The sequence below is a fragment of the Wukongibacter baidiensis genome (assembly GCF_050888315.1).
Lineage (GTDB): Bacteria > Bacillota > Clostridia > Peptostreptococcales > Caminicellaceae > Wukongibacter > Wukongibacter baidiensis.
Genome location: NZ_CP138202.1, coordinates 813,723 through 828,810 on the forward strand (window position 1 = coordinate 813,723; position 15,088 = coordinate 828,810).

The following is a 15,088-nucleotide window of genomic DNA, read 5'->3' on the forward strand; positions in this document are numbered from 1 at the left end:
ACCAATCATAAAAGAATACATATAATTGAAGCAACAATTTATAAGAAAGCCGAGGAAATATATGGCAATAAGACCTTTGAGAAAAGAAGACTATCCTGATTGTGTTGACTTGCTTAATCAGTCTTTTGAGAAAAAGCATTTCAGCATAGAGCAATTGAAAAAAGAAATTTTGAAAAACACCTTTTTCTATGGAGCCTTTGAAAAAGAGGAACTGATTGGGTGTGTGGGATTGTTACAGAAATCAGAAGAATCATACAAGATAGTGAGATTAGCAGTTCATCCAAACCATCAACATAAAGGCTATGGTAAAAAGTTAATAACACATGCAGAAAATATGGCAATATTAGCTGGCGGTAATAAAATGAGTCTTGGCTTTATTATCCCCAATGAACTATTGAAGAACTGGTATTTAAACTTAGGATATGAAATCGAAAAAATAAAGAAATATAAGAACTCTGGAGAATCAATCTGTTTTGCTAAAAAGAAATTATCGTAATGTAACTTGATTGGATATGAAGGCTTGTAACGCAATCTCACCTCCCCGCATATATATCTAGTAGCTTAAGGAAAGGAGGTGCCTCCATGCTTGATATTCCTATGAACCAAATCCAAATTGCTATTTTGCCAGTTGCTAGTGCTAATACAGCTCTTGCATTAAGCAGTGAACTATATAATATTGAGTCAAACAACACTATCGAACTCAGAAGCCAATCAGTTGCTACTGCTACAGGAAATGAACATACCGTTCTAAAAACCGCTAACGAGAGTGTGATTGCTACAAAAGTTCGCGCGGGTGAAATAGCGCTACTTGACACTAGTGCAACTAACCAAAGGCAAGAACCTGCTATGCTGGCTAGAGTACTCTATCTCTAATATTACTCTAAACACTTCTTTTAGAAATGACTATTATGTTTTTCTTTACTTAGGTAGGAGTAAATTCTCCTACCTAAGATTCACTTTCCAACTTCACATTCTACTATTTGCTTTATATAGATAAAAGGCGTCTGTCGACGCCTTTCTGGTATTATTGAGTATGTAAATTTCAAGGACTGAATCTCAACTCCATAATTGCTTATATTAGCAATTATAATAATTTTTTTAATTGACAACCTGCCTCTCATCTTATTGCATATAACTTTTTTTTACACGACGCATTTCTATTTCATGTAACAAACCCTCTATCTTTTCTACATGCTCATTGTTTCTTTCTTCCTCTAGAGTAGCTTCTAGCTCCTTCTTCAATTCAATCATAAAATCATATGTTTTTCCCTCTCTCTTTGCATCTACTAACTCTTTAAATTTTTTCTGAATTGTAATATCTACTACCTTAATTGTGTCTTTCATTCTAGTTACCTCCTTTAGTTTTACCCATATACTTATTCAACAAAATATCCATTTTTCCTTTTGGTACTTCTTGGATTCTCTTCTCTAAAACCGGAGATATATGCTTGTAACACAATTGGACCTCAATACATATATATCTAGTAGCTAAAGGAAAGGAGGTGTTTTAATGGCCGCAGTCGGACTTAACGAAATCCTCGTTGTATCCAAGGCTCCTGATGCAAATATTGCCATACAATCAGATTTGTATGACATTGAATCAACTAATACCACTGAAATTAGAACCCAGTCAGTCTCTACTGCTACAGGAAATGAACATACTATTCAAAAGTCATCTAATGAAGGCCTCGTTGCAACAAAGATTGCCGGTGGTACTCTTGAATTTGTTACTGATAATAGTAGCACTCAAGTAGCTCAGACAAGACCACTTATTATTGGGTTTGTTATCATGGGACAATAGCTATAAATTAATTTTTAAACGAAGGGAGGTATTGTTTTGCTATTAGATCATATTAAAATTCAACAGTCACCACAAAAGGATGATTCTGTAAAATTGAGACAGGCAAATGTAGATGAATTGATACTTCTGATTCCCTTTGCAGGATATACAATTAGGGTCAACACTCCTTTATTCAACATTGAAGGAATTTCACCTGCTGAAGTTGTATTAATAGGAATTAGTCCTACGGAGTTTTTAATTCGAATTAACACACCTGAATTCGACTTAACGACATTGGTTCCTAGTTTAGTGCTTGAAGTAATAAATCCTGAGGGAGTTGTAATAATTAGAATAGTTGCTCCACCTGAATAGAATTAAAGCCATAGATCTTGAAGTTTAATAAAAGGAGGTGTTTCTATGGTGATTGACCCAGCTCTTAACGCAATTGTTATGATGCCAACTGATGGTTCTAATACGGCTATTGCAGTAGCAAGTAATTTATTTACAATTGAATCAATTAACACCACTGAGGCTAGAATTCAATCAACAACTACTACTAATGGAAATGAACATACTATTGAAAAACTCGCTATCGAAAGCTTAATCGGAACAAGGGTTTCTCAAGGTCGAGTAGATTTAGTAACTACTACTAATAATAATGGTACGGTAGAAGCTTCCATATTAGCTAGTATCCAACTCTTGCCTTTCCCTAACTAGTATATTCCAAAATAAGAGTCAAAGGCGTCTTACGACGCCTTTGTATATGATTTATTCTTCATAGATAGATTCTTTAGTCAAGGAATCTATCTATTGCTCAGTAAAACTAATCATAATATCATCAAAATAAACTTCTGTCTTTCCTTCAAACCCTGAGTCCAATCCAATTACTATAAAAGCATTTCCTTCAGAATCGGTTTCTACTATAGATGTTGTTCTAAAGTGCTTATATGAGTATGAGTCATCCATAGTCTCATCTGCTTTTGCCATATTTCCTATTGTTGATAGATCCTTCCCACCTTGACTTTGATTTCCTTTATCAATGTCTAGTCTATAATGATTATTTTCATCAAGAATTGCATTAGGTTTTTTATTGGTTATACCGGCCTTTACGTATACAGATTCTCCAGGAGATCCACCTATTCCAACCATGCCTGCTGGTACATTTGTTGCCATTTTAAATGTCAAGTCCATCGAATACCTGGTATTAGGTTTCAATTCTCCATCCTTACCAATATTTTTGTAAATATACATAAACAAGTCATCACTATGATTGTTTCCAGTCATATAAATACCTTTACTTCCTTCATCTTTAACTGGTATATCTTTATATTTAAAATCCAATTCATAGAAATCCTTTACATCATCGCCTAAAGGCAAATCAGCAAATCCTCCCTCGAACCCTTGAAGATCTTTATCAAAATTGTATGAAATATCTGGAATGGTTTCTTCAAATACATTCATGATTTTTATACTATTCCCTTCAACCGATACATTGGCCTTTAGTATTTCTTTAAAGAAGTCTAATGGTACAAAAGTTCTATTATTTATTATCTCAGGTGCTTCTCCTAGAGGGAAAGGCTTAATTCTAGCAAAGAAGTATTCATCCTTTCCAATATAAAGCTTTGTCCACTGGTTTCCACCCTTTATTTCTATGGATTGATTATCACTATCCCACTCTACCTCATATCGGAGCGCCTCTGATACCGCCCTCAGAGGAACCATTATATTGCCATTTGAATTATAAAAAGCACTTTTAGTATCCTCTGGTAAATTCAGTTCTACACCATTTGTTATTATTTTATATTTCTGATTGATTGGTGCCGATATTTGAGTAATTGTGACTTCTCCCTCTTTAGGCTGTATAGGAGAGTTTTCTCCAATTGATGCATAGGAAGCACTACTAAGTAATATTGTTCCTGCTAATGTCAATGCTACGATTTTATTTTTCATTTTACAATTTTCCTCTCTAATTTTCAGTTTAAAATGCCAATGAAAACTTACTCTTCTTTTGGCTCATATATTTAGACCTATATTTACATATAAAAGTTTCAAAAAAATTGTTAAATGATTTTAATATTATGTAAACTCAAGTCATCATCGAGCCCTTCGCTTTGATCAGATTTTTCTTCGAAAAATAGCCAAACAAAAGAAACGACTTAAGTTTATAACTAAAGCCGTTTTTAAGCTGATAAATTATTTTTCTATTTTAATTTATATATCTAAATTATTAACAGTTTTTTCTACGTTGATGTCCCCAACATTCTGTAATAATCTTTCTAGCTGCAAAGAGTGATGTTAAAGCAGGATCTAGATTTGGAGCCACCTCTACAATATCAAATCCAATAATAGGTAGATCAAAAAGGCCACGCAATAGGTCAAGTAATTGTCTACTATTAAGCCCTCCAAACTGAGGTGTACCTGTGCCAGCTGCATATGCAGGATCAAGACAGTCAATATCTAATGTTAGATATATTTTATTAAATCTTTTCATTTTCTCTTTTACATTTTCTAGGACCTTTTCAACCCCTATTTTATTAAATTCATAGGAATTAACTACATTGATTTTATTTTCTTTCATGAACTCTAGTTCATCCATCTCTATTGATCTGATACCAATAAAGAATATACTTTCACTATCTGGAACATTTTTTAATTCTAAAGCTCTTCTCTCCGTAGAGCCATGGGATAGTTCATCGCCTTCAAGTCTGTCGCATAAATCAAAGTGTGCATCTATGTGAATAATACCAAATGATTCGTCTAAAGCTTTATCTATACCTCTTTGTACTGGAATTGTTGTTGAATGATCTCCACCAATCATAGTGAAAAATTTTCCTTTTTTAACTAGTTCACATACGGTTTCTTCTACTTCCTTAAATATTTCATCCCTATTTTCACCGGAAATATCGCCTTTATCAACTATCTTTAAATCTGCTATACTTTCAAAATGCTCTGTTGTTGGGGCAATAGTATAGGTAATCTCTCTTAAAGCTCTAGGTCCATCCTTTGCACCGCCTCTGAAGCTAACACCACCATCAAAGGGTATCCCGAAAACTACTATGTCAGCTTCCTCAGTTGGCAAATTGGGTTGATTTAGTCCAGCCCATATCGATTCTTCTTTGATCATATCCTTTGTATTTTTCATATTTAAAACCTCCTAATATAATTTCTAGTTTTTGTTACTTGCTTTATATAATATATTAATGCAATAAATATGCCAGAATATCCTTCTTTTTATAACGCTGTTATATCTAACTTTAATATGAGTCAGTAACAACTTTACTATATAAAACGTAAAAAAATCTTGCCCAAAATAGGCAAGATTTTTTTACACTTTAAAGATTAAATTTATCCATTTTATACCTTAATGATTGTCTTGTTATTTTAAGCTTTTTGGCAGCTTGAGACATATTTTTTGATTCCAGTAAGGTTTTCACTATTATTTCTCTTTCGAAGTCATTTACCATTTCATCTAAAGATCTATCTTCTCTTTCATAATTCTCCATAATCTTCTGCTTATCTTTATCAAAACCCCCATTATAGATAATATATTCTGGTATATCCTTTAAAGAAATTTCATTTGATGTAGACAGATTAAAACCAGCTTCCAAAGCATTTTTTAATTCTCTAACGTTTCCTGGCCAGCTGTAATTATGGAGTATTTTTTCAACCATCTTCGTTACATTGCTTATTCTTCTATTCATTAGCTTATTATATCTATCTATAAAGTAATCTGTTAATAAAGTGATATCTTCTTTTCTTTCAATTAGATTAGGAAGCTCTATTTGTATAACCCCTATTCTATAAAACAAATCACTCCGTATAAGGTTGTTTTTGATTCCTTCTATCGGGTTAACATTCATGGCTGATATCACTCTTACATCAATATCTATACAGCTTTCTCCACCAATTCTTCTAATTTTTTTCTCTTCAAGGGCCTTTAAGATTTTTGATTGAAGTCCTATATCCATTGAATTAATTTCATCTAAGAATAAGGTTCCTCCATGGGCTAATTCGAATAACCCCTTCTTATTTTCAGCTCCTGTGTAGCTCCCTTTTACAGTACCAAATAGAATACTCTCTAATAATGTGTTTGGAATGGCTGAACAATTTTGGGAAATAAAGGGTTCTTTTTTTCTAGGACTATGGCTGTGTATGGCTTGTGCAACCATTTCCTTTCCGGTCCCAGTCTCTCCATATATCAATACCGATGAATTAGTTTTTGCTATTCTTTCTACTTTATTTTTAATCTCAAGCATTTTGGGACTTTCTGTGATTATATCATCTAGTTTGTATAGCCTATTCTCTGATTTAATAAGTCTATTATATTCATCTTCAAACACCGAAGCTTCAACGGCTCCAATAATCTCACCATTGTATTCTATTGGATGAGTAAAATTAATTATATTCAGTTCTTTACCTCTAAAATCAATTACTTTTTGTTTTTCATTAATTATGGGCTTTTTAGTTTTCAGCACCCTCAAAACGCTACTAGTTTTTTCAGTTAATGATGGGTACACTTCTAATATATGCTTACCCGTAATCTCTTCGTTTTTTAGGCTTTCCAGCTTATCATTAAATATAGTAGAATACTCTACTATCCCCGCCTTATTTACAATCAACAGAGCATCGACAAATTCATATATTTCCGTCATATATTTAAGGTATTCCTTTATCAATTTCGGCACCTCTACTTTTTTAGTGATATTATAATATACTTACCATCTAATTTTCAAGAATATATATTAAGTATTTTTTATTATATAAGGGGTAAAATAATATAATGATCGAACTTACTTTTTATTTAGGTGATACATAATGTTAGATACATTTAATGATATTTTAAAACTTCATAAAAAGCTTGCAAATTTAGAACACCAATATTGGAAGGATCATGTTGTATTTTCACTAAATTGGTGGATACTACTTATTACTTTTATTCTGCCATGGCTTATTTGGTGGAAGATCTGTGATAAAAAACAGATTAAGGAACTACTACTATATGGTTCTTTCATTATGATAGTAGGCTCTACTTTCGATGATTTGGGGCGAGCCCTTTCACTTTGGGCATATCCCTATGAATTAGTTCAAGTAGCCGACAGATTAAATTCCGTCGACTTTAGCGCCTTACCTGTTTGCTATATGGTAATTTATCAGTTCTTTCCTAAATGGAAGTCCTTTGCTATATCAAATTTAATTTTTTCTCTTTGTTGTGCTTTTATTCTCGAACCTTTTTTAGTATGGTTGGGCATTTATAGAACATTAACTTGGAAATACATATACTCATTTCCTATATATTTTGCAATTGCAATAATCGGTAAACTTATCATTAGTAAATTAAATAAGATATCAAGATTCGGTTAAATAATTTTTCCAAAGGTTGTGACAATCATATGAGTGTAGAGACTCTAATTCAATACTTAGCAATGTTTATATCAATAATGGCATTGATTATAATGAAGAAAGGAATGAAAAAGTTTGTTCCTGTTGCCATGTTCGCCAGTCTTTATGCTAATCTTTGGTGTTACATTGCAAAGTACTATAAATTCTGGAGTTTTCCAGTAAGGATTTTTCCAATAGTAAAAGACATTTCAATACCCGTAAATGTAGTTGTAGTACCTATTATTGCAATGTTTTGGGTCAGATATTACCCTACAAAGTCAAATAAGAAATTATTTTGGGCCCTTTCTTGGACAACTGTATTGATAGTAATTGAGGTACTTATTGGAAAGTTCACTAATCTAATAGAATACTCTAATGGATTTAAATGGTACCATTCATATGTTCTGTGGTTTCTGAGCCTTTATATCTGGAGGGGTTTTCACCATTGGATTTATGATTAATCATTCACTTTGAACAGAGGATGTGAAACGTGTATGTCGTCTAAGGGCAACGGGCTTGAGAAGGTTTTATGGAGCATTGCTATACCAGGGTTTGGACAGCTACTAAATAAAGCATATTTTAAAGGAATGGTCTTAATTACCTTAGAAATCTTTATCAATCTTAAGGCTAATCTAAATACTGCAATTATGTTTAGTTTTCACGGTAATATTCAAAGATCTATTGAGGTTACAAACTTTTATTGGTTAATGTACTATCCTTGCATATACTTTTTCTCTATTTGGGATGCTTATAAAGATTCAGTTGATAGGCCCACTCCCTATCTTTTTCTCCCCTTTGTCCTTGCTGCTTATTTTTCTACAGTTGGAGTAATATACTCAAAGAATTTTGAAGTTCTAGACACACCATTAGGTCCAGTTTGGTTACCCTTAATCGCTGGCGGATTAGGTTTATCTATAGGATTTCAACTAATGAAAATACTTCTTCGTAAAGTCTAAGGACATTTCACAAAACATATCAATCCCCTTAAAAATTCATAAATTTTTAAAATCATTTCAATTTTCAATAATAAACTTTTTTTATTGACAAGTTATTTATGCTGTGATAAATTTTTATACATGTCAATTAAATACTATTACCTCATCCCTAAATGGTTGAGGTAGAGGCGCGATACCTAAGAGTACCTATATGGAGGCCGAAAGCCCTAGAAGTATAGGAAAAGGAGTTATCGCCGAAGCGATAGATAACAAAATCTATTGCTGGGTCTACATCGAATAGGTGTAGGACTGTCATCAGGTTGCTTGCCCTACCATCTGATGGAGTGCTATCTCATTATGGGCAGATTTGGGATAGGTGTATCTTCTGTTTTTGTGATGCTTAAACACCTGACTAGTCTAGTTAGGTGTTTTTTTGTTGTTAACAGTTACATGCTCCTATCGCCTTAGAAGATTTTAATAATATTAGGAGGAATCGATTATGGAATACGGATGGTTATCAATATTACCACCAATCTTAGCAATTATTTTATCACTATTAACTGGCGAAGTTCTATTGTCACTATTTTTAGCGGTTTTAGTAGGTGCAACAATTGTATCTTCTAATCCTATACTTGGATTCACTACTACCCTAAATAAATATGTTGTTGGTTCTTTAACCGATGAATGGAATGTTAGTATACTTATTTTTTGCCTTTCTATTGGAGGTTTAATCGGGCTGCTTAGTAGAAATGGCGGAACAAAGGGTATAGCCAATGTAATTGTTAGTAAGGCCAAAGGAACTAAGTCAACATTATTTATGACTTGGCTTATGGGAGTTCTTATTTTCTTTGATGATTACGCAAATTCTCTTATAGTCGGGAATACTATGAGAGGCATTACTGATAAAATGAAGATCTCTAGAGAGAAGTTAGCATATATAGTTGATTCAACAGCTGCTCCTGTATCGAGTATAGCTCTGATATCCACTTGGGTTGGCTTTGAAACCGGGCTAATAAGAGATAGTATAACTAAGCTTGGTCTAGATCTTAATCCATACAAGATTTTTCTCCAGACTATCCCCTATAGATTTTATAGCATCTTAGCCTTGCTATTTGTTTTATTAGTTATTTTCACAGGAAAAGATTTCGGTCCAATGGCAAGGGCAGAAGGGAGAACTAGATTAACTGGTAAGCTTTATAGCGATAATGCTAATCCCATAGTTTCCGATGAGGTATCGTCTTTAGTCCCAGAAGACATTGATGGCAAATGGTATAATGCGGTTATTCCAATATTCTCTGTCATTGTCATTACAGTTATTGGCCTATTTATCAATGGTGGTGGTCTCAATGGTGTTGGTATTCAGACAGCTTTTGGAAATGCTGATGCCAGCGTAGTTTTACTTTGGTCATCCTTTGGAGGAGCAATTATTGCTGCGTTAATGTCCTTAGCTCAAAGGCTATTATCTATAAATGAGATATTAGACTCTTGGGTATCAGGAGTTAAGTCTATGACCGTCGCTTCGCTAATATTAGTACTAGCTTGGTCCTTAGGCGGTGTTAATGATGATCTTGGCACTGCAGAATTCATTGTGGGATTAGCTAAGGGAAATCTACCACCATCACTTTTACCATTACTTATGTTTATATTACCTTGCTTGGTAGCTTTCTCAACTGGATCGTCTTGGGGTGCTAACACCATAGTTATGCCTCTGGCAATACCATTGGCGGTACAGCTTGGAGGTACAGAATTACTTATTCCTGTTGTAGGTTCTGTTTTAACTGGAGCGGTTTTTGGAGACCATTGTTCTCCCGTATCGGATACAACAATAATGTCTTCTATGGCAAGTGCATGTGATCATATAGCCCATGTCAAAACACAACTCCCTTATGCTATAACTGTAGCATTGGTTTCTATAATAGTTGGCTTTATACCTGCAGGACTTGGCTTGAATCCATTTATTTCTCTTATCTTAGGCGGGGCTTTATTAATAGGATTCTTATTTAGATTTGGACGCTCTACGGATAAAGTTTCCGGGGCACAAGTTACAAAGTAATAAATAGCAATAGAAAAGTAAGGTTTACTTTGTCAAAACTATATATTTATTTGTCACCTTATAAGCATTTTTCAATATAATGTATTAGCCCTAACTAAGGATTTAGGACCTAATCTAGGGTTGTTTCTTTGAAAGTTAACTATATCTGAAAAGCTATATAGTTATAAATACATTTAGGAAGGTGACTAAGATGAATATATCTGTTATAGGTGCTGGATATGTGGGATTAATCACATCGCTAGGCTTTGCAAAACATGGAAATAAAGTGATATGCGTCGAGAAAGACATAGAAAAAGTCGAAAAACTAAATAAAGGTATTCCCACAATCTTTGAAGAAAATCTTGAAGAGCTACTTAATGATTGTTTAAGTTCTAAAAGTATTTTCTTTACAAAGAATATCCATCAAGCTATAAGTGATTCCGATGTGGTATTTATTGCAGTAGGGACACCAGAAATGGATAATTGGGATGTTGATATAACGCAAGTTACTGAGGTTGTTAATCAAATTTCTCATTCGATTAATAAATACAAGGTTATTGTAAACAAGAGTACTGTCCCAGTAGGCACTCAAAAATATGTAAAAGATTTGCTTATAAATAATGGAGTCTCTAAGGATAAATTTGATGTTGTTTCTAATCCTGAGTTTCTAAGAGAGGGAAAGGCAATACATGATTTCCTAAATGGAGATAGAATTGTCATCGGTTATGATAGCGAAAAGGCTAAGATGATAATGAAAAAACTGTATGAGCCTTTTAATTCGAAGGTAGTTTTCACTCCACCGGAAGCGGCAGAATTAATTAAATATGCTTCCAACGCCTTTCTCGCAACAAAAATTTCTTTTATAAATGAGATAGCTAATTTGTGTAATAAAGTTGGTGCAAATGTTGAAGCAGTTGCTGCTGGTATGGGACTTGATAAAAGAATCTCTCCAGAATTTTTGAGGGCAGGAATTGGTTATGGTGGCTCTTGCTTTCCAAAGGATACTAAGGCCTTAGTATCAATTGGGAAAAAGAATGGATGTGACTTTAAAGTCGTTAATAGTGCCATAGAAGTAAATGAAAATCAGAGAGTACTTCCGGTAAAAATATTAATGGATCGATATAAGAGTTTAAAGGATAAAACTATAACAATATTAGGTCTAACCTTTAAAGCTGGCACCAATGATATTAGAGAAGCTCCTTCACTATATATAATTGAGGAATTATTAAAGCAAGGTGCGGTCATTAAAGCCTATGATTTAGAAGCTTCCGATGAAATCAAAAAAATATTTCCAAATATAAATTATTGTGATGATTTATATGAAAGTCTAGTAGATTCCCATTGTGCAGTTATATGCACAGATTGGCCGGAGTTCTCGACATTAGATTTATCTATAGTTAAGAAGAAAATGTCCACTCCAATGGTTATTGATGGTAGAAATATTTTAGATTTAAAAGAGGTTAAGAAAAATGCTTTGCAGTACTACTCTGTCGGAAGAGGAAGCTGGGTAAATGCTTAGCTACTGGCTGTTAGTCGTTAGCTTTACTCTCTAGGATTAAAAATGGAAGATGTTAATTTCTTATATAGAAATATTAAAAAGCCGCTGACTTCATTGCCAGCAGCTTTTTTTTGTTAACTTTTATTTAGCAACAACATGCAAACATATGACCCTAGTTTCTTACTCTCAAGACTTACTGCTATCTATTAACTGTAAACAGTTAGCCAACATAAATTATATTCCTTCAAAAAGATCTAAAAGCTGTGATGCTACTCTATCCCAATTGTATTTTTCCACAGCAAACTTTCTACCCATTTCACCCATTTTTAGAGCATTGTATTCATTTTCTAAAAGATAAATGATTTTTTCCGCCATTACTTCATGATTACTATAATCTCTAATCAAAAGCCCATTAACATTTTCTTCAATTACTTCGGCATTCCCGCCTCTATCAGTGGTTATAATAGGAAGTCCTGCTCCCATTGCTTCATAATGAACCCTTGCAAGCGGTTCTCTCCACTGTGATGCACAAACAAATATGTCACCCATATTATAATATTTAGGGATTACCTTAGGAGCTAGGAAGCCTGTAAATATAACAGGTCCATTCAGTGTCTTTGAGAAATCTTGCAATTTCTTGATATAGTCGTCGGTTTGATTTTTGCCATACCATTTACTACCTACAAATAGTAATGCTGTGTTAGGATGGGTTTCCATTACCTGCTTCATCGCTTTTAACAAAACATGTGTTCCTTTTTTCTTACTTAATCTACCGATATAAGTTATTACTTTTTTACCTTCAAGGCCATATTGCTTTCTCATGAAATCTCTTTCCTTTAAAACATCTTCATGCCAGATAGGCTTCATTTTTTCTGCATCAACGGCGGAATATACAACATTCATTTTACCGTTAGCTGCTGGATATAGCTCAGTTACACCATCGGCAATAAACTTACTTACTGTAGTCATAAACTCAACTCTATTTATACATCTTTTTGCTCTACCTGGATCAATTTTTTTAGGTGCAAACATTTCGTTATGCAAGCTTAAACTGAAGGCACTGTTCGGTGCAACTCCGCTTAATCTAAGTACCCAAAGTGGCCTATTTAACACATGAATTAGATCAAATTCATCTTTAAATTCACTTGCAAGTTCTTTTTTTATATTATTAATATATTGATCAGCGGTTTTACCCTTAATCCTTACATGTCTTATGTTTCCAATTTTCTCTCTTGAAGGCAATGTACTATTTTGTAGACTAAATTGGGTTATTTCGTGACGCTTAGCCAAAGTAGGTAAAATAGCGTCAAGATATATCTGTATCGCTCCCCCCAAAACAGGAGGAACAGGAAGTTTTTCAGTACAAACTAAAGCAATCTTCACAGTCTACCTCCTTTAAAACATGTCTTTTAGAACATTAACTTTACTTTTTTCTAGATTAGCAATTTTTAATATTTTACCTGAACTTAATGCTTTGTTTTTCTTAAACATATTCTTTACCGTTGCAAAGAACCAATGAGGGAATAGTAAGTCGATTTTTAATATCTCTCTTTCTGCTGGAGTCAACCTATTATTTCTCTCATAGCATCTCAATATCTTTTCTATGATATCTCTATTCCATTCCCCTCTTTTTTCCATGCGCTTTCCGATAATTTTCCGTAAATCTCTAATTGGCAGATCATAAGTTACGCCATCTAAATCTATTACATATAAATCCTTACCGGCCAAAATCACATTACCTTCACCATAATCTTGATGGCATAAACACGACTCATAAAGCTCTATATTAGTCAATAGATTGTAGGAGGATTGCTCTAAGCTACTAAGTGCTAGATCAGCTATTCGAATTATGGAGTCAACATGATCTAAGTAGGTCTTATATGGTCCCTTATCAGCCTTTTCCATAGCCACGCCTTTCCACTTAAGCATCCTTTTTTTCATTGATTCATATTGCTCTGCCCATCTTCCCAGCTTTGAAGATATTTCAACATTTTCTGCTGCTCTATACCCCTTTGAATGTACATGAAAATCTGCTAAACCTCCTAGTGCAGTACATAAATCCGATGATTTAGCAAAATTGAGATTTCTACCATCTATCCATTCATATAATACAAATAATTGTCCTTCATACTCTGTGATGGCTTCATCATCAAGATTTAGATATATCTCTGCTACCTTACCACCATTGTTATGAATATGGATCTGAGAGTTTACTCTAAATAAAGATTTGTCCTTTGAATGCTTTAATCGTTTAAGGCATTTTGTTTCATTATTATAAGTAAGCTTCCACAGGGTCTTTAAGCCGTTATTTTGTATTATCTTCAAACTGTCTGGAACGATACCATATCTTAAAAGTACTTCATGGCCTAACTCAGTTAACTCTGTTATACTTCCTTTTTTTTTCACTCTATACACCTCTTTTCTCTTTGTTATAAAGGACGAATATTATCAAAGTTCTCTATAATAGGGTCTAATGATTTTTCTATTGTTATCATCTCTTTCAATCGACTCAAATACTTTTGCTCCGTCCACGTTTTTTCTCTTCTTTCGTAATATTTACTCATAATTCCTGTAAATAGATGTGGATACGTTAATGTCGGTCTAAGGACTTCCCATTTCCAAGATTCTAATGGATTTTTCTTTTGATAGTATCCCAAGATATCCTCTACTAACTCCATATCCCATTGCTTTTTTCTTTTCATAATTTTGTTTAATATTTTTCTTATATCTCTAAGGGGTATATCTATAGTTAATGAATCTGTATCTAAGACATATAGGTCTTTAGCTTCTGTATAGATAAGGTTCCCTGCTGTAAAGTCCTGATGGCATAGTGCGCCTGTTTGCTCAACCTCATTTACCCACATCTGATAAGGAGCATCATTAAACCCATTAAGAGCGTCCTCCATTCTCCTATAAAAATAAGGATACTCTTTAAGTATTATTCTACCGAATGATGTATGACTACTTTTAGATTTCTCCATTTCATAGTAACCCTTTAGTTTATCTACTTCTTTTTGATATTTCTCTATCCATAAACCTAAATGTGTTCTTACCTTACAATTCTCAGGCGGAGCAAAACCAACTGAAGCTCTATGGAACTTAGCCAGTTCTCCGACTATTCTTTCAATACTTCTAGCACTAGAATAATCTAAGGTTTTTCCATCGATAGCTTCACTTAATACGTAGCAGGTATTATCTACAAGGGCATAATCATTGCCTTCCTTTGTTTTTATTATTTCAGGTATTTTGATACCATTCCTCATGAGGTGTTCTACTCCAGCAAGTATAAAGTCTAATGTCTTAACAGAATGAGATTGCTTTTTTAGTATTTTTTGGCCCTTTGGTGTTCTTATCCACCATACACCTTTTTTCCCCTTGTAGGATTCAGTCCTAATTCCTAATACTTCAATATCATAGTTTTCTAAGGCTCTTCTTACATCCTTCATGTAAGAATTCATAATATT

General features: G+C 33.6%; 17 protein-coding genes and 1 riboswitch. Of the genes, 10 read left to right on the forward strand and 7 right to left on the reverse strand.

Annotated elements, in window-relative coordinates; all coding sequences use genetic code 11:
• Window positions 1-61 precede the first annotated feature (61 nt).
• Entirely contained in the window at window positions 62-496 is a 435-nt protein-coding gene (locus R9X47_RS04025) for a GNAT family N-acetyltransferase (protein ID WP_432665429.1), read from the forward strand.
• A gap of 101 nt (window positions 497-597) precedes the next feature.
• A complete protein-coding gene (locus R9X47_RS04030; protein ID WP_432665430.1) occupies window positions 598-873 on the forward strand; it encodes a hypothetical protein in 276 nt (91 codons plus the stop codon).
• Between the two features lie 249 nt (window positions 874-1,122).
• Here R9X47_RS04030 and R9X47_RS04035 read toward each other — a convergent pair whose 3' ends face one another.
• The gene (locus tag R9X47_RS04035) at window positions 1,123-1,344 is read right to left on the reverse strand and encodes a hypothetical protein (protein WP_432665431.1); all 222 of its coding nucleotides are present in this window, start codon (window positions 1,342-1,344) and stop codon (window positions 1,123-1,125) included.
• Window positions 1,345-1,510: 166 nt separating this feature from the next.
• On the opposite strand from R9X47_RS04035, the gene R9X47_RS04040 reads away from it, so the two are divergent.
• The 3 genes from R9X47_RS04040 to R9X47_RS04050 are packed head-to-tail and all read left to right on the forward strand — an operon-like array spanning window position 1,511 to window position 2,497.
• Window positions 1,511-1,801 carry a hypothetical protein gene (locus R9X47_RS04040; protein ID WP_432665432.1) on the forward strand — a complete coding sequence of 97 codons (291 nt, stop codon included), beginning with the start codon at window positions 1,511-1,513 and terminating at the stop codon, window positions 1,799-1,801.
• Between the two features lie 36 nt (window positions 1,802-1,837).
• Window positions 1,838-2,152 (forward strand): hypothetical protein, encoded by a 315-nt coding sequence (locus R9X47_RS04045; protein ID WP_432665433.1) that lies wholly within the window; start codon window positions 1,838-1,840, stop codon window positions 2,150-2,152.
• 45 nt (window positions 2,153-2,197) lie between these two features.
• Window positions 2,198-2,497: a hypothetical protein gene (locus R9X47_RS04050; RefSeq protein ID WP_432665434.1), complete on the forward strand. Its 300-nt coding sequence runs from the start codon at window positions 2,198-2,200 to the stop codon at window positions 2,495-2,497.
• 90 nt (window positions 2,498-2,587) lie between these two features.
• Here the strand turns inward: R9X47_RS04050 and R9X47_RS04055 are convergent, their stop codons facing one another.
• The 3 genes from R9X47_RS04055 to R9X47_RS04065 form a co-directional block, all read right to left on the reverse strand.
• A complete protein-coding gene (locus tag R9X47_RS04055; RefSeq protein ID WP_432665435.1) occupies window positions 2,588-3,730 on the reverse strand; it encodes a stalk domain-containing protein in 1,143 nt (380 codons plus the stop codon).
• A 277-nt stretch (window positions 3,731-4,007) separates the two neighbouring features.
• Window positions 4,008-4,922, reverse strand: a complete 915-nt coding sequence (gene speB, locus R9X47_RS04060; protein WP_432665436.1) for an agmatinase — start codon at window positions 4,920-4,922, stop codon at window positions 4,008-4,010.
• Between the two features lie 190 nt (window positions 4,923-5,112).
• Window positions 5,113-6,465, reverse strand: a complete 1,353-nt coding sequence (locus R9X47_RS04065) for a sigma-54 interaction domain-containing protein (RefSeq protein ID WP_432665437.1) — start codon at window positions 6,463-6,465, stop codon at window positions 5,113-5,115.
• Between the two features lie 130 nt (window positions 6,466-6,595).
• Between R9X47_RS04065 and R9X47_RS04070 the strand changes: the two genes are divergently transcribed.
• From R9X47_RS04070 to R9X47_RS04090, 5 genes are all read left to right on the forward strand, one after another.
• Window positions 6,596-7,141, forward strand: a complete 546-nt coding sequence (locus tag R9X47_RS04070; RefSeq protein WP_432665438.1) for a CBO0543 family protein — start codon at window positions 6,596-6,598, stop codon at window positions 7,139-7,141.
• Between the two features lie 29 nt (window positions 7,142-7,170).
• Window positions 7,171-7,620, forward strand: a complete 450-nt coding sequence (locus tag R9X47_RS04075) for a CBO0543 family protein (RefSeq protein WP_432665439.1) — start codon at window positions 7,171-7,173, stop codon at window positions 7,618-7,620.
• Window positions 7,621-7,653: 33 nt separating this feature from the next.
• Window positions 7,654-8,115, forward strand: a complete 462-nt coding sequence (locus R9X47_RS04080; protein WP_432665440.1) for a hypothetical protein — start codon at window positions 7,654-7,656, stop codon at window positions 8,113-8,115.
• Between the two features lie 154 nt (window positions 8,116-8,269).
• A riboswitch (Lysine riboswitch) is annotated at window positions 8,270-8,452 on the forward strand.
• Between the two features lie 141 nt (window positions 8,453-8,593).
• Window positions 8,594-10,147: a Na+/H+ antiporter NhaC family protein gene (locus tag R9X47_RS04085; RefSeq protein ID WP_432665441.1), complete on the forward strand. Its 1,554-nt coding sequence runs from the start codon at window positions 8,594-8,596 to the stop codon at window positions 10,145-10,147.
• A 190-nt stretch (window positions 10,148-10,337) separates the two neighbouring features.
• Entirely contained in the window at window positions 10,338-11,645 is a 1,308-nt protein-coding gene (locus tag R9X47_RS04090) for a UDP-glucose dehydrogenase family protein (protein WP_432665442.1), read from the forward strand.
• A gap of 213 nt (window positions 11,646-11,858) precedes the next feature.
• On the opposite strand, the gene R9X47_RS04095 is transcribed toward R9X47_RS04090, so the two are convergent.
• The 3 genes from R9X47_RS04095 to R9X47_RS04105 are packed head-to-tail and all read right to left on the reverse strand — an operon-like array spanning window position 11,859 to window position 15,082.
• Complete coding sequence (locus R9X47_RS04095; protein ID WP_432665443.1) at window positions 11,859-13,007, reverse strand: glycosyltransferase family 4 protein; 1,149 nt, start codon at window positions 13,005-13,007, stop codon at window positions 11,859-11,861.
• A 12-nt stretch (window positions 13,008-13,019) separates the two neighbouring features.
• Entirely contained in the window at window positions 13,020-14,030 is a 1,011-nt protein-coding gene (locus R9X47_RS04100) for a CotS family spore coat protein (RefSeq protein ID WP_432665444.1), read from the reverse strand.
• A 23-nt stretch (window positions 14,031-14,053) separates the two neighbouring features.
• On the reverse strand, window positions 14,054-15,082 hold the full coding sequence (locus tag R9X47_RS04105; RefSeq protein ID WP_432665445.1) for a CotS family spore coat protein: 1,029 nt from the start codon (window positions 15,080-15,082) through the stop codon (window positions 14,054-14,056).
• Window positions 15,083-15,088: the final 6 nt, after the last annotated feature.